This is a genomic window from Paractinoplanes durhamensis (assembly GCF_016862175.1).
Classification (GTDB): domain Bacteria; phylum Actinomycetota; class Actinomycetes; order Mycobacteriales; family Micromonosporaceae; genus Actinoplanes; species Actinoplanes durhamensis.
The window spans coordinates 1-14437 of record NZ_BOML01000084.1; the positions used below are offsets into that span (position 1 = coordinate 1).

The window sequence follows — 14437 nt, forward strand, 5'->3', positions numbered from 1 at the left end:
GGACGCGGACTGCCGCATTGGGTGCCTACACCCACCAGGATTTGGCTTTCGAGCAGTTGGTCGAGGCGCTCAACCCGCAACGCAGCACCGCTTATCATCCGCTCTACCAGGTCGGGCTCGTCCTGCAGAATCAGGAGGGGCAGGCGCTCCAGTTGCCCGGCCTGACGGTCACCGGGGCCGGCCGGAGTGTCGGCGTGTCCCGCATCGATCTGATGGTGAGCCTCTCCGAACGGCGCACCGAGAGCGGCCGGCCGGGCGGCCTCGATGGCATCGTCGAATACTCCACCGATTTGTTCGACCCGCCTACCGTGCGTGCGCTTGTCGACCGCTGGCAGCGCATGCTGGACGCGATGACGAGCAGCCCGGACCGTCTCATCGGCCAGATCGAGGTGCTGACCGAAGCGGAACGCCGCATGCCGCTGGCCGCCGTCGACACCCGGCCGCCGGTTCCGGCGACCACCCTGCCGGAGTTGTTCAACGCGCGAGCCGCCGCCGCCCACGATGCGGTGGCGCTGGTGTCGGAGCACGGGGAGCAGTCGTACGGCGAGCTTGCCGCCGCTGCCAACCGGCTGGCGCGGTTGTTCGTCAGCCGCGGCATCGGCCCGGAGGACGTGGTCGCGCTGGCGATGCCCCGTTCGGCCGAGATGGTGACCGCGATCCTCGCCGTGCTCGCGGCGGGCGCCGCCTACCTTCCGCTCGATCTGGACTACCCGCCCGCCCGGCTGGCCTTCATGCTCGCCGACGCCCGGCCCGTGTTCCTGGTGACCGCCGACGCCGCCGTGCTCCCCGACGTCGAGGTGCCCCGCCTCACCCTGACCAGCTCGGAGGTGGTTGCCGAACTCGCCACGTACCCGGCCGGCGCGCTCTCCGACGACGACCGGGTCCGGCCGCTGCGCCCCGACCACCCCGCCTACGTCATCTACACCTCCGGCTCCACCGGCGTACCCAAAGGTGTCGTGGTGTGCCACAGCGCCGTGCCCCCGATGGCCGTCGCCGTCGCGGAGCGGCTCGGCATCGGCGCAGGTGACCGCGTCGCGCATCTGACCTCGCCGAGCTTCGACCCCTCGGCCGGTGAGATGTGGGGCGCCTTCGTCGTCGGCGCCGCCATCGTCGTCGTGCCGGCCGGTCGGATCGGCGGTTCCGAGCTGGCCGGCCTGCTCGCCAGGAGGTCGGTCACCCACGCGATCATGGCGCCCGCCATGCTCGCGGGGCTGCCTGCGGAATCTCTGCCCCAGTTGCGGGGTCTCGGCACCGGTGGCGAGGCCTGTCCGCCGGCGCTACGCGCGGAATGGTCCGCCGGCCGCCTGATGGTCAACGGATACGGCCCGACCGAGGCGACGTTCATCGCCACCTGTAGCGATCCGCTCCAGGGCAGCCCGACCGCGCCTATCGGCCGGCCCATCGCCAGCACCGGCGCCTGGGTGCTCGACGCCGCGCTGCGCCCGGTACCGCCCGGAACCGTCGGCGAGCTCTACCTCTCCGGGGCCGGTCTGGCTCGCGGTTACCTCGGCCGGCCGGCCGGTACGGCCGAGCGGTTCGTCGCCTGTCCCCTCGGCTCGGCCGGCGAGCGGATGTATCTGACCGGTGACCTTGCCAGGTGGCGTGCCGACGGCCAGCTCGAGTTCGCCGGCCGAGCCGACGACCAGGTGAAGGTTCGTGGCTTCCGGATCGAGCTCGGCGAGATCGAGGCCGTCGCGGCCACCTGCCGCGGGGTCGGCGGCGCAGCCGTCATGGTCCGCGAGGACACCCCTGGCGACCAGCGTCTGGTCGGTTACCTGGTGGCCGCCGAAGCCTCGACGGACAGTACGGAGCTCGTTCGCGAGGTGCGGACCGAGCTGGCCGGCCGGCTGCCCGAGTACATGCTGCCGTCGGCGCTGACGGTGCTGCCCGCGCTGCCGCTGCTGCCGAACGGCAAGGTGGACCGGTCCGCGTTGCCTGCCCCGGTCGTCGCGGCGGCGCAGCCCGGCGTGGCGCCGCGCACGCCGCAGGAGGAGATCCTGTGCGGACTCTTCGCCGAGGTACTCGGCATTTCCGAGGTCGGTGCGGACACCAGCTTCTTCGACGCCGGAGGTCATTCTCTGCTGGCCACCCGGTTGGTGAGCCGGATCGGCGCGGTGCTGGGCGTCGAGGTCGCCGTCCGGGAGGTCTTCGACGCGCCCTCCCCGGCCGCCCTCGCGGCCCGGCTGCACGGCAGTGACACGGCCCGGCCTCCGGTCCGGCGGATGCCCCGGCCGGAGCGGGTGCCGTTGTCCTTCGCTCAGCGCCGCCTGTGGTTCCTGTACCGGTTGGAGGGCGCGAGCCCGACCTACAACATGCCGCTGGTGCTGCGGTTGTCCGGACCCGTCGACCGCGCCGCGCTGCGTGCCGCGGTCAGCGACGTCGCCGAGCGGCACGAGACCCTGCGTACGGTCTTCCCGGACATCGACGGAGTGCCGTATCAGCAGGTCGTCGATCTCGGCGACGACGGTGTGCCGCTGATCGTCAGCGAGGTCACCGAGCAGGCCGTGCCCGCATTCATCGAGCGCTCGCTGCGCCACAGCTTCGATCTCGCCACCGCATTGCCGATCCGTGCGGAGCTGCTCGTCGTCGGCCCCGACGAGCACATTCTGCTGCTGCTGATCCACCACATCGCCGGGGACGGCTGGTCGATGGGACCGCTGGCCCGTGGCGTCAGCGAGGCGTACACCGCCCGGGCCGCCGGGGGTGCACCGGACTGGTTGCCGCTGCCGGTCCAGTATGCGGACTACACGCTGTGGCAACGGGAGGTGCTGGGTGAGTCCGACGAGCCGGGCAGCCGACTGAGCCGGCAGCTCGCGTACTGGCGGGCGAGCCTGGCGGGCCTGCCCGACCTGCTGGCGCTGCCGGCTGACCGGCGGCGCCCTCCGGTGTCGTCCTTCCGCGGTGGCACCGAGCCGATCGAGTGGTCAGCCGACCTGCACCGGGGCGTGCTGGCGATGGCGGCGAGCAGTGGCGCGACGCTGTTCATGGTGTTGCAGGCCGGGCTGGCGGCGCTGTTCACCAGGCTCGGCGCCGGCACCGACATCCCGCTCGGTTCGCCCATCGCCGGGCGGACCGACAGCGCGCTGGACGACTTGATCGGCTTCTTCGTCAACACCCTGGTGCTGCGCACCGACACCGCCGGCGATCCGACGTTCAGCGAGCTCATCCGGCGGGTTCGAGAGTGGGATCTGGATGCGTACGCCCATCAGGACGTGCCCTTCGAGCACCTGGTGGAAGCGCTCAACCCGGTGCGTACCCCTAACCGGCATCCGCTGTTCCAGGTCTGCCTCGCGGTGCAGAACGCGCCGACGGAGCGATTCAGCGTCGGCGCGGACCTGACGGTGCGGCAGCTCGGCGCGCCGACCAGCGTGTCCCGTTTCGACCTGATGGTCAGTGTCGTCGAGCGGTACGACGTCGCCGGGGAACCGGCCGGGCTGGCCGGTGTGGTGGAGTACGCATCTGACCTGTTCGACCCGGCGACCGTGCGTGCCGTGATACAGCGCTGGCATCGGATCGTCGAGGCGATGGTCGTGGCCCCCGGGCGGCGTATCAGTGAGGTCGATCTGCTGTCCGCCGACGAATGGCGTGCGCTGCGGGACACCAATGACACCGACGCCCCGACACCCGGGGTGTGCCTGCCCGAGCTGTTCACCGCTCAGGTGATCGCCACGCCGGATGCCGTGGCGCTGGTGTCGGAACGCGTCGAATGGACCTATCGGGAGCTCTACGCGGCCGTGCTGCGGTTGGCCGGTGCGTTCACGGCCGGTGAGCCGGTGGTGGTCTGGGTCCGGCGGCCCGCCGACGCCGTCATCGCCCATCTCGCCGTGTTGGCGGCCGGCGCCGTCTGCGCGCCCGTGGAGGCCGGCGCTGGGGTGGAGACCGTTGCGGCGTTCGCCGCCGCGACCGGGGCCACCGCGCTGGTGACCGACTACGAGATCGCCGCCGACCAGGTCGGCTGCCGGATCGTGCCGGTCAGCGCCGAGCACGCGCCGTTGTCGGCGCCGGTGACCCGTCCTGCCGACGAGGTGGCCTACCTGCTGGGGGTCGCGGACCCGGTGGCAGTGAGCCACCGTGGCGTGCTGGCCGCAACGTCCGGGGACTGGCCGGCTCGCCTGGTGGTGCACGGTCTGACCGGGACCAGCGTGCTGGTGTACCAATTGTGGGGCGCCGTTCGCCATGGCGGACGCATCTGCGCCGCGCCGGGGGACCTCACCGCCGGCGGTCTCGTGGCCGCGCTTCCCGGCCTGCTCACCGGCGCCGACGCGGTGTACCTCCCGGCCGGTGTCTTCGACCGGCTGGCGGCGAGTACGCCGGAGGCGGTGGCGACCGCGGCCGAGGTGTGGACCGGCGGCGCACCGCCGCGGCCCGGTGCGGTACGGGCGGTGCTGGCCGCCAGTCCGGGGACGATGGTGCGGCACATCCTGTGCCAGCCGGAGTCGGGCGGCCTGGCCGCCGCGCACCTGACGACGGAGATACGCGACGAGGTCCCCGTCGGACGGCCCGCCGCGAACCGGCGCCTGCTCGTGCTCGACGAAGGGCTCAACCTGGTCGTACCCGGGGTGGTCGGCCTGCTCTGGGTCGGCGGATCCGACCTTCCGGACGGATACCACCGGTCACCTGCGCTCACCGCTACGTCGTTCGTCCCCTGCCCGTACGCGGCGTCCGGTGAGCGGATGGTGGCGACCGGCTGGGCGGCCCGGACCGCCCCGGACGGTACCGTGACGCTGCTCGGCCGTGCCGACCGCCAGATCCGCATCGACGGCGAGAGGTTCGACGCGGCCTACGTCGAGGATCTGCTCGCCGCCCACCCCGCGGTGGCGCGTGCCGCCGTCGTCGCCGGTCCGGTGCCGGTCGCCTACCTGGTGCCCGCTACCGCCGCCGGTATCGAGGAGGACGAGGCCCGAGCGCTGCTGGACGAGGAACTGGCCGAGGCGCTGATCCCGGAGATCTTCGTGGTGGACGATCTGCCGCTCACCCCGGCCGGCCTGGTCGACCTGCGAGCGTTGTCGGCCCGCGCCCGGGCCGGGCGGGCCGGTCGGCGCGCCCCGCGGACCGTGCACGAAGAGGTGCTCTGCCGGCTCTTCGCCGAGGTTCTGGACGTGCCGTCGGTCGGTGTCGACGAAACCTTCTTCCATCTGGGCGGCTCCTCATTGCTCGCGGTCCGGCTGATCAGCCGGATCAAGGCGACCCTCGGATTCGACGTCGACGTGCCGACCCTGTTCGCCGCGCCCACGGTGGCCGGGCTCGCCGGGCGTCTCGGCATCGACGAGCCCGGTGACGCGCTCGCGGAACTGCTGCCGATGCGGGCCGTCGACGGCCGGTCGCCGCTGTTCTGTGTGCACTCGGCCGGCGGTCTCGGGTGGTTCTACGCGGGCCTGCTGGCACATCTCGACGCCGCGCAGCCGGTCTACGCTCTGCAGGCGAGCGGGCTCGCCGACGGCGGAGTGCCGGCGCAAGACCTGCGGCAGATGGTCGTCGATTACCTGCGACGCGTCCGCGAGGTTCAACCGCATGGCCCGTACCGCCTGCTGGGCTGGTCGTTCGGCGGCAACGTGGCGCACGCCATGGCTGTGGAGCTGCGCCGGCAGGGCGAATCGGTGGAACTTCTCGCGGTGCTCGATGCGCACCCGGATCCCGGCGCCGACGGTGTCGTAGGCCTGCCCGACGAGCAGGACGTGTTCCGGGCGTTGCTGGCGATCTACGGCCGGGAAGTGCACGCCGACCACACCGGGATGATCAGCTTCGAGCAGGTGGTGCTCGCGTTGCGGGACGAGGGCAGCGCCTTCGCGAACCTGGACAGCAAGACCTTCGGACGGCTTGCCGCCGTGCTGGCCAACAACACCTCCGTGCTGCTCGGGTATCAGCCCGAAACCTTCGACGGCGACATGCTGCTCTTCGCCGCGACCTTGGACGACCGGGAGACCCTCGGCGCGGAGCACTGGGAGCCCTACGTGCGGGGGCGCGTCGAGGTGGTCGAGCTGGACTGCGAGCACCAGTTCATCGGCCGGCCGGAATGGATGGGGCGGGTGGGCCGTGTCCTGGCCGATCGTCTCGCCCGTCTGGACGGCACCGGCAGCGGGCCCTCTCCCGACGTGGCGTGATGCCGGGCCGTCGCCACGGTTTGATGCGGGCGCCGGAAGCGGATCAATCCGCCTCCGGCGCTACCGCTCGGTGTGGACCGGGTCTGGCGCCGTCACAGCGAATTCTGTGTCTGCCCCATCACCGCGGGCAGGTCAGTGCGGCGCCGGCCCCTCAACTTCCGGTAGACGTTGGTGAGGTGCTGTTCGACCGTACTCACCGTGACGAAAAGCAGCGCGGCGATCTGCCGGTTGGTGTGTCCCTGGGCGGCGAGCGTCGCCACCCGCCGCTCGGCTTCGCTGAGGTGGGCGACGGGTGAGTTGATGGCCGAACCGGCCTGCTGCCCCGCGGGGACGGCCGGCTCGGCGCCGGATGCCGGCAGCCGCTGCTCCTGGCCGTTGCGAGAGCCGGCGATCAGCTCCAGCTTGTTCAGCACCCGGTTGAGTTCCCTCGCGGCGCCACCGGCTGCGGGCGTCGCCGACGGGTGCGATCCGGCCGGCGATGTCTCGACGGCCGGCCGTAGCCGAACCAGGTGCTCGTCGACCAGCTCACGAGCACGAGCCGATTGCCCGAGATGCAGCATGGCCTCGGCCATGTCCACCCGCCACGGTGCCAGTTCCGGCAGGTCCAGGCTCCACTCGGCCGCGATTTCGCGGCAGGTGTCGAAGTCCTTCATGGCCGCGCGGGTGTTGCCACGCTCGAGGTTGAAACGACCGCGGGCGCGCAGATAGTACAAACCGTATCGAGTCTCCAGCAGCGGCTTCGGCATCTGCAGGCTGGACTCCGGCACGGTTGCGGCGTCGGCGGACCGGTCCGCGGTGTGCAGCGACACCGACAGGGGAAGTCCCAGCAGCACTCCCCAGCCGCGGGCGGGGACCAGTTCCAGCGCGGAGCGGGCGGACTCGCCGGCCGCGGTCAGATCACCCTGCCGCAACTGGATGAGGGCGCGGATCGCGCCGTACATCGCCTGCCAGCGCAGCACCCGCCGGCGCTCCGCCTGCTCCAGCAGCATGTCGCACCAGGTGGCGGCCGTTTTCAGGTGCTCCCCGATGATCAGGCTTTCCAGATAGACCAGGCTCAACGTCGCCGTGGTCTCGTCGAGCCGATTGGTCTGGAGGATGTGCTGTGCCTCGGCGCGGACATCGGCGGTCGGACTGCCGGCGAGCAGCGCCTCGATGACCATGGCCACCTGGAGCTGCAGGCTGCGCCGGGGCGGCACGGCATCGACGCGCGGCCTGGACCGCTGTGGCCCCAGCCGGGCGACCAGGCTCGGGTGCAGATGGCGGGCCTGCAGCCGGAAAAAATACAGGCCCGCTGCCGTGTCCTCGTCGCCGGCATCGGCCGCCGCGGCGTCGAGTCGCTCCAGTAGCTCCATCGCCTCACTCGGTTGCCCGCACCACAGCAGATAGCCGATGAGCGGCAACGCGTCCTGGGCGGTCAGCTGACCCGCCCGGGCCGCCTTCGAGAGCTCACCTATCGTGTGGCACGCACTGGTCGGGTCGACGCGCCACTGGACCTGCACCCGTAGCGCCCGCACGTGCAACCGGCTCTGCGTTCCGCCCTGGGCGCCCTCGGCCATGCGACAGCAGGCCAACGCCAGCGCGGCATCATCGGACTCCAATGCGTTCACGGCCGCCGCCATCAGGGTCGGCACGAACCGCGTGGGGTCCGCCACGTTCGCCGCGATCACGTGGCGTGCCACGACTGCCGGGGAGGCGCCGGTGGCACGCAGCACCGACGCCGCTCGTTCGTGCAGTGCGGCTCGCTCGGCAACGGTCATGGCGTCGAGCACCGCCGCTCGCGCACGCGCGTGGCGCAGCTGCTGATGATCGCGCAGCAGGCCGATCTCGATTGCGGCGGAGATCGCCCGGACGGTCGAATCGGCGTCGAACCCCAGCAACTCGCTGATCAGGGCCACCGGCGCGGGGGTGTCGAGCACCGCGATCACCTGAACCAATCGCAGCAGGTGGCCTGTGCTGCGGTACAGGCAGCTGAGCACCGCCTGGCCGAACGCCTCACCGGCGAGCGGGGCGGCCGCCTCCCCGTTAGGGTCGGAGCCGGCGGCCAGCTGCTGGTGATCGAGGATCAGAGCGTTGAGGAGCATCGGATTCCCGCCGCTGACCCGATGAAAAGCCGCCGCCAGTCGCTCGCCGCGCGGGATTCGCTGGCTCAGGACGGCCGCTGCTCCCCGGACGGACAGCAGCTTGAGCCCCACCTGGCGGCAGTTGAACTGGCTGGTGAGGTCGGCACGGAACACCGCATAACCCGGCGCCGGGCGCAGCGCCTCGCAAAGCACCACGAGTATGCGGGCGTTGCCGATCCGCCGGACGAGATAGAGCAGGAACTGCAGCGAGGCGATGTCCGCGAAGTGGGCGTCATCGACGGCCACCAGCAGCGGACGATCAAGCGCCGACTCGAGCAGTATCTCGGTCAGGGCGCTGAACACGCCGCTCAGGCAACCGGAGACGTACGTGGCGTTGTCCGAGCCATCGAGTACGGCTGCGGTCAGCATGCCGTCCTCGATGAGCCGGCCGGCACGCTCGGTCTGCTCCACCGATAACATCGCGCCGGTGAAGAGCTGACTCGTCACCCCAAGGGGCGAAGCTCTCTCGGTGCGTGACGCGGTGGCGTTGAGGAAGGTCGCATCGGATTCGAGCGCCTGCTGGGCGAACTGGCGTAGGAGTTCAGTCTTGCCACCGCCGACCGGACCGTTGACCGCTATGGCCAGGCCGGCTCCGCCAATGCAGCTGGTCAGCGCGGTGGTAAGGAGACCGAGTGCTTCCTGCCGTTCGACCAGAACCATGAAACAGCCTTCCCCCGTAGAAAGCGCGTGTCTCTGTACAGCGTTGTGGTGCGGACCCGGGCTGTGGCATTCGCACGGCTCACATGCGGATTTGACGGCGCCGGATCGATGGGCATTTCAGTCCTAAGTGTACGGTGCTCAGTTGCCTCCTGAGGTGCTCGTCAACGCCGGACGGGCCCGCCCCGACCGTGCCGCGGTCCGGATTTGGCCGGTGGCAACGGTGCCCGGCCACTCGATGTGACAGGGCACACAGCCGTCGAACGGCTATTGCCGGCCGGACCGCACCGGAGGCGGGGTCGGTAGCGTGAGTCACGCCGCTCTATGCGGTCGTGGCCTTCAGCTCGGCCTCGATCAGGTCGGCGGCACGATCGGCGCCGCCGGCCTCGCGGGCCTGGTGTTTCAGCTCGGCGCTGCGGGCCAGCACCGCCGGGTCACTGGTGAGGGCGAGCAGCGCCTCGCGGAGCTCGGCGGCGGTGACGGTCGCCGAATCGAGGACCCGGGCGACACCGAGCGCGGCCAACTGCGTGGCGTTGGCGAACTGGTCGGCGGCCTGCGGGACGGCGATCATCGGGGTGCCGCAGTAAAGGCCCTCACTGCTGCCGCCCATGCCGGCGTGGGTGACGAAGGCGTCCGCCTGTTCCAGCACGGCGAGCTGCGGCACCCACTGATGAACCTCGACGCTGTCCGGAACCACGCCGAGGTCGGCCGGGTCGACATGACGGCCGATCTGGAGGACGGTGTGCCAGCCGGGCAGCTCCCCGAAGGCGGCGACGGCCCGGCGGTAGAACTCGGGCTGCTTCGTGAACTCGGAGCCGAGCGATACCAGCAGCACCTTCTCGGCGCCGGCCGGACGGGTCCAGGTTCCCTGGAGGGCACGGTCGCCGAGCACCGGGCCGACGAAGGAATAGGCGGAACGGTTCACCCGGTCGGCGTTCGGCTGCAGGGCCTCCGGCAGCAGGACCAGGCTGCGTACGGCTTGTCCCTGAAAGGCCAGGCCATCGGTGACCGACGAGCCCTCCTCGGTGAGCCAGGCTTCGAACCGCTGGTAGTAGTCGACGACCCGGGGGTCGGCGCGCATGGCCTCGATCATGGGCGCCATTTCCTCCTGGTAGCCGTCCCAGGCCACGAACGTCGAGGACAACTGCATCGTCGGAATCCCCCACTGCTCACCGAGCAACCGGGCCGGCCTTCCGGCGATGTCATAGAGGAACAGGTCCGGGCGATCATCGGTGAAGATGGCCCGGAGCTGCGGCAGCATGGCGATCGCGTCGTCGAGGAAGAACGTGAGCATCTCGACCGGTTCGTAGTCTCCGGAGCCGCCGTCGCTGGGCAGCATCGAATCGTACGGTCTCAGCTCCGCGCCGGTGCCCTCGATGACCTCGGCGAAGGCCGCCCCGTTGGCGTAGGAGACCCGGTGGCCGCGCTGCACCAGGGTCCGGACGATCTCCAGGCTCGGGTTGACATGACCGTGGAGTGGAATGCTGACGACGGCGATGTGCGACATGGCGTCCACTGTCGAGCCGGTACCTTGCGTCTCGCTAAAGTCGGCACCCGCCGTCGCCTCTCGGCCTCGAGGGCATTGGGAAGGCAGCGTAGACCCATGCACCGAAACCGGGCCGAAATCTGGTGGATCATGGGGCGTCACCTGCTGCGGCTTTGATACCTGTCAGGCGATAGGAAGTAGGGTGACGAGCTCGGAGAGGGCGGAAGACATGGGAGTTCGGCGGATCATCGCGCTCACCCTGGGCTGGGAGGACCTGCCCAAGTCGGCGTCGGTGCACGGCGCCTCCCGCGCGGAGCGGGTCCGGGAACCCGTGCCGGGCCTGCTGCTGGAGACCGCGGACGGCTGGCTGCTGCTCGACACCGGTTTCAACACCGCACTGCTGCGCGACCCGGCCCTGCGCCGCCGGTTCTACCCGAGCCCCAACTATCAGCCGGAGCTGCCCGGCCAGGGCGAACCCCTGGAGGAGGCACTGGACGCGGTCGGCGTCGACCTCGCCGACGTGACCGCGGTCGCGCTGAGCCACCTGCACGTCGACCACGCCGGCGGTCTGAAGCATTTCGCCGGCCGGGTGCCGGTTCACCTGCAGAAGACCGAGCTTGCGTACGGGCTGAGCAACCATCCGGAGCCGGAGCGCCATTCGATGGCCCGCATCGACTACGACGACCCGCGCATCGACTGGCGCCTGGGCGACGGCGACGTGGAGATCGCCCCCGGCGTGACGGCTCTGCTCACCGCCGGGCACACCCCCGGGCACCAGAGTTTCGTGGTCGACCTCGATCCGGCGGTCGGCGGCGGTGGCTACGTCTTCGCCTGCGACGCCGCCGACCTGACCGAGAACATCACCCACGAGCGGGCGATCGGCGCCTTCATCGGGGTGACCGCGGAGCAGACCGTGCCGCCGATCCGCCGGCTCAAGGAGGTCGGCGCCCGCCGCGGCTACCCGGTGATCCCCGGCCACGACCCGATCGCCTGGCCCACCCTGACCGCCGAACTGGCCGCCCGCTTCCGCCCGTGACCAGCCCGGTGCGATATCGGGGGCATCGTCACGTGCGGAGCGCGCGGACCAGCAGGTAAGCGCCGACGGTAAGACCGAATGTCACGATCACCAGCCGCAAGGCCCGGGCCGGCAGGCGCCGGGCCACCCGGGCCCCGAGGTAGCCGCCGGCCACCGTAGCGGGGGCGACGACTGCGACGACCGCCCAGTTGACCGGGCCGAAGATCCCGTACACCGCCAGGGTGACCAGCCCGATCACCGCGGAGAGCAGGTTCTTCAGGGCGCTGACCCGGGCCAGGGTCTCGTCCAGGACCAGGGCGAGGCCGGCCACCAGCAGCACGCCGAGCGCGGCGTTGAAATAGCCCCCGTAGAGGGCACAGAGGAACACCGCGACGTGCAGCATGACCGCCGCGCGCCGGGGTGACACCTCCTGCGGATGGCCGACGAGCCCGCGCAACCGGGCCTGGAACGCCAGCGTCAGCGCCGCCCCCATCACCAGGAACGGCACCACCAGGTCGAACACCCGCCGCGGCGTGTGCAGCAACAGCCCGCACCCGCACAGCGCGCCGATCACCGCGGTCGGCAGCACCCGGCGGATCCGCCGCCCCTGCCCGGCCAGATCGGCCCGGCTGCCGAGCACGCTGGAGGCGTAGCCGGGTGCCACCGACAGGGCGTTGCTCACGTTCGCGACCACCGACGGCAACCCGATCGCCAGCATCCCCGGGAAGGTGATCAACGATCCGCCTCCGGCGATCGCGTTCACCATTCCGGCGGCTACGCCCGCCACCAGCAACAGCGCCGCCTGGGCAACGTCCACGTCCGTCCTCTTCTCGAGACTAAAATCCCACCGCACAGCAGGGGATGGATCGGCGGGGATCCGGCCAGCGTCAGGACAGGATGGCGGCCAGGCCGTCGGCCCGTGGATCGCTGGCCGCAGCCAGGATCCCGCCGCTGAGCCGGGCCATCTGCACGTGTCCCGCGTCATCGTGCGGCCCCGCGGTGTACGCCACCGCCAGCCCCAGTCCTCTCGCGGTCTGTTCCAACTCGGCTGCCCCGGGCGTCCCCGGTTCCAGCAGCAGGGTCGGCACCTCCCGGTCGATCTCCCGCGCGCCGATGATCCAGCGAGGCCGGGCCAGCAGGGCGGCCGGATCGTCCGCCCCCAGCGCGTCCCCCGCGACCTGGGCGAGGATCCACGGCTGGGATCGGCCGCCCTGGCAGCCCAGCGCCAGCACGGTGTCGTCGCCGAGGGCCAGCGTCGGGCAGAGCGTGTGCGGCGGCCGGACCCCGCCGGCCAGGCGACCCGGATGGTCCGGGTCGAGGCTGAACGACGAACCCCGGTTGTGCAGCACGATGCCGGTCGCCGGCTCGAGGATCCCCGACCCGAAACTCTGGAAGACGCTCTGGATCAGCGTGACCGCGGTGCCGTCGTCGCCGACGGCGGTGACCGCGACGGTGTCCCCGGCTGGTTTCGGCCCGTCGGTGCCGGCGCCGGGCGGGACGGGTGTGCCTGACATGAGCCCGTCCAGGTCGACCGGCCCGGTGCGCGGATCGCCGAGCAGAGCGTCCCGGGCGAGCTGGGCATGCCGGGCGTCGGTGAGCAGGTCACCGGAACCGGCGATGCCGAGGAAGGTCGCGCCCTGCACCGGCGGCGGCGCCGCCAGCCACGTCATGGTGCGTCCAGCGCCGGTGACGGCCGTGTGCAGCGGTGTGCTGACCTCGGCCCGATGCGCGGCGAAGTCGGCGACCGACAGCGGGCTGCCCACCGCGTTCAGGCCGGCGACCAGCCGGTGGCCGAGGTGACCGCGGTAGAACGACCGCCAGTTGGTGGCGATCGCGTCGAGGGTGGCGGCGAGTTGTGGCTGCACCAGCGTGTCGCGCGGCCGCCCGGCGGCGTCCAGCAGCAGCGCGCGCAGGCCCGGGTCGGCGCGGATGTCACCGGTCCGGCCCAGGATGGCCCGGTGCAGGCCGGGACTGACCGGCACGCCGCCGGCGGCCAGCGCGCGAGCGGGAGCGAGCAGGGTGGCGAGTGGAAGGCATGCGCCCAGCTCCGCGATCGCCGCCCACCCGGCGACGACGCCGGGCACGGTGACGGTCTGCGGTCCGGCGAACGGCATCCGGGGGCCGGCGGCCCGCAGAGCGGCCACATCGACGTCCGCGGCGGCGGCTCCGATGGAGAGCACCGCCACGGCCTCGCCGGCGGAACTGCCCGGGGCTGCAACGGCCGCGGAGGGCGGGGCCGGGGCGGGGCGGACGATGGCGACCAGGTCGCCGCCGACCGAGCACTGATGCGGGTAGGCGACGGTCAGCGCCGCTGCCGCGGCCAGGGCCGCGTCGAAAGCGTTGCCGCCGGCCGCTACGACCGTGCGAGCCGCCTCGACGGCCACCGGATGGGGCGCCGCGACCGCGACCGCCATCAGGCGTCCCTCTTGATCAGGATGGCTCGGGTGAACGCGCCGTCCGCATCGACCAGTTTCGCCGGCAGGCAGACCAACTCGTAGGGACCGGGCGGCACCGCGTCCAGGTCGGCGTTCTCCAGGATGATCAGGCCGGCACCGAGCAGCACGTGGTGAGCATCCCACGTCTCGGTGCGGGTGTGGCTCTCGATGGTGAGGTAATCGATGCCGATCAGTTCCACGCCCTGCGCGATCAGCCACTGCGCCGCCGCGGGGGAGAGCCCCACCCACGACGGCGCCCGGTCCGGCTCCTTCAGCGGGCCGGCCGAGTTGCTGGTCTTGAGCAGCACCCGGCGTTGCCCGGCCACCCCGGCCGTTTCCAGGTCGGCGACCGTGATGTCGCCGGTCACCGCGGTCAGGTCGGCGACCAGCGCGGGACCGACCAGCGAGTGCAGGTCCAGCTGGTCGACCGGGGTGGCGCCGTCGACGAAGTGGGCCGGTGCGTCCACATGGGTGCCGGTGTGTGTGCCGAGCCGCCAGCGGGTGACGTTGGAGGCGTCGCCGTTGGCCAGCGACTCGACGATCTCGACCTCCGGCTTGCGGCCCCAGTGCAGCATCTCCGGGTGGATCGGGAGGGTGATGTCGAAGATCTCCACGGGAGGTCC

Annotated in this window: 7 protein-coding genes; 2 read left to right on the forward strand and 5 right to left on the reverse strand. The window is 71.6% G+C overall.

Annotation, left to right across the window (positions count from 1 at the left end; genetic code table 11):
* The first annotated feature begins 17 nt into the window (after positions 1–17).
* Complete coding sequence (locus Adu01nite_RS44065; RefSeq protein ID WP_275414780.1) at positions 18–6101, forward strand: non-ribosomal peptide synthetase; 6084 nt, start codon at positions 18–20, stop codon at positions 6099–6101.
* A gap of 92 nt (positions 6102–6193) precedes the next feature.
* Here the strand turns inward: Adu01nite_RS44065 and Adu01nite_RS44070 are convergent, their stop codons facing one another.
* Both Adu01nite_RS44070 and Adu01nite_RS44075 read right to left on the reverse strand, forming a co-directional pair.
* Entirely contained in the window at positions 6194–8881 is a 2688-nt protein-coding gene (locus Adu01nite_RS44070) for an AAA family ATPase (RefSeq protein WP_203735360.1), read from the reverse strand.
* Positions 8882–9200: 319 nt separating this feature from the next.
* On the reverse strand, positions 9201–10385 hold the full coding sequence (locus Adu01nite_RS44075) for a macrolide family glycosyltransferase (protein ID WP_203735361.1): 1185 nt from the start codon (positions 10383–10385) through the stop codon (positions 9201–9203).
* A gap of 208 nt (positions 10386–10593) precedes the next feature.
* On the opposite strand from Adu01nite_RS44075, the gene Adu01nite_RS44080 reads away from it, so the two are divergent.
* Positions 10594–11400: an N-acyl homoserine lactonase family protein gene (locus tag Adu01nite_RS44080; RefSeq protein WP_203735362.1), complete on the forward strand. Its 807-nt coding sequence runs from the start codon at positions 10594–10596 to the stop codon at positions 11398–11400.
* Between the two features lie 28 nt (positions 11401–11428).
* Here Adu01nite_RS44080 and Adu01nite_RS44085 read toward each other — a convergent pair whose 3' ends face one another.
* From Adu01nite_RS44085 to Adu01nite_RS44095, 3 genes are all read right to left on the reverse strand, one after another.
* Positions 11429–12196: a sulfite exporter TauE/SafE family protein gene (locus tag Adu01nite_RS44085; protein ID WP_203735363.1), complete on the reverse strand. Its 768-nt coding sequence runs from the start codon at positions 12194–12196 to the stop codon at positions 11429–11431.
* 70 nt (positions 12197–12266) lie between these two features.
* Positions 12267–13793, reverse strand: coding sequence for a gamma-glutamyltransferase (locus Adu01nite_RS44090; protein WP_203735364.1), 1527 nt, complete (start codon positions 13791–13793; stop codon positions 12267–12269).
* Complete coding sequence (locus Adu01nite_RS44095; RefSeq protein WP_203735365.1) at positions 13793–14428, reverse strand: cyclase family protein; 636 nt, start codon at positions 14426–14428, stop codon at positions 13793–13795. The genes Adu01nite_RS44090 and Adu01nite_RS44095 overlap by 1 nt, the downstream gene beginning before the upstream one ends.
* Positions 14429–14437 lie beyond the last annotated feature (9 nt).

Bases quoted from the DNA above. Each gene is read 5' to 3' on its own strand.
- Adu01nite_RS44070 (WP_203735360.1), bottom strand. From the start codon at position 8,881: ATGGTTCTGGTCGAACGGCAGGAAGCACTCGGTCTCCTTACCACCGCG.
- Adu01nite_RS44075 (WP_203735361.1), bottom strand. From the start codon at position 10,385: ATGTCGCACATCGCCGTCGTCAGCATTCCACTCCACGGTCATGTCAAC.
- Adu01nite_RS44080 (WP_203735362.1), top strand. From the start codon at position 10,594: ATGGGAGTTCGGCGGATCATCGCGCTCACCCTGGGCTGGGAGGACCTG.
- Adu01nite_RS44090 (WP_203735364.1), bottom strand. From the start codon at position 13,793: ATGGCGGTCGCGGTCGCGGCGCCCCATCCGGTGGCCGTCGAGGCGGCT.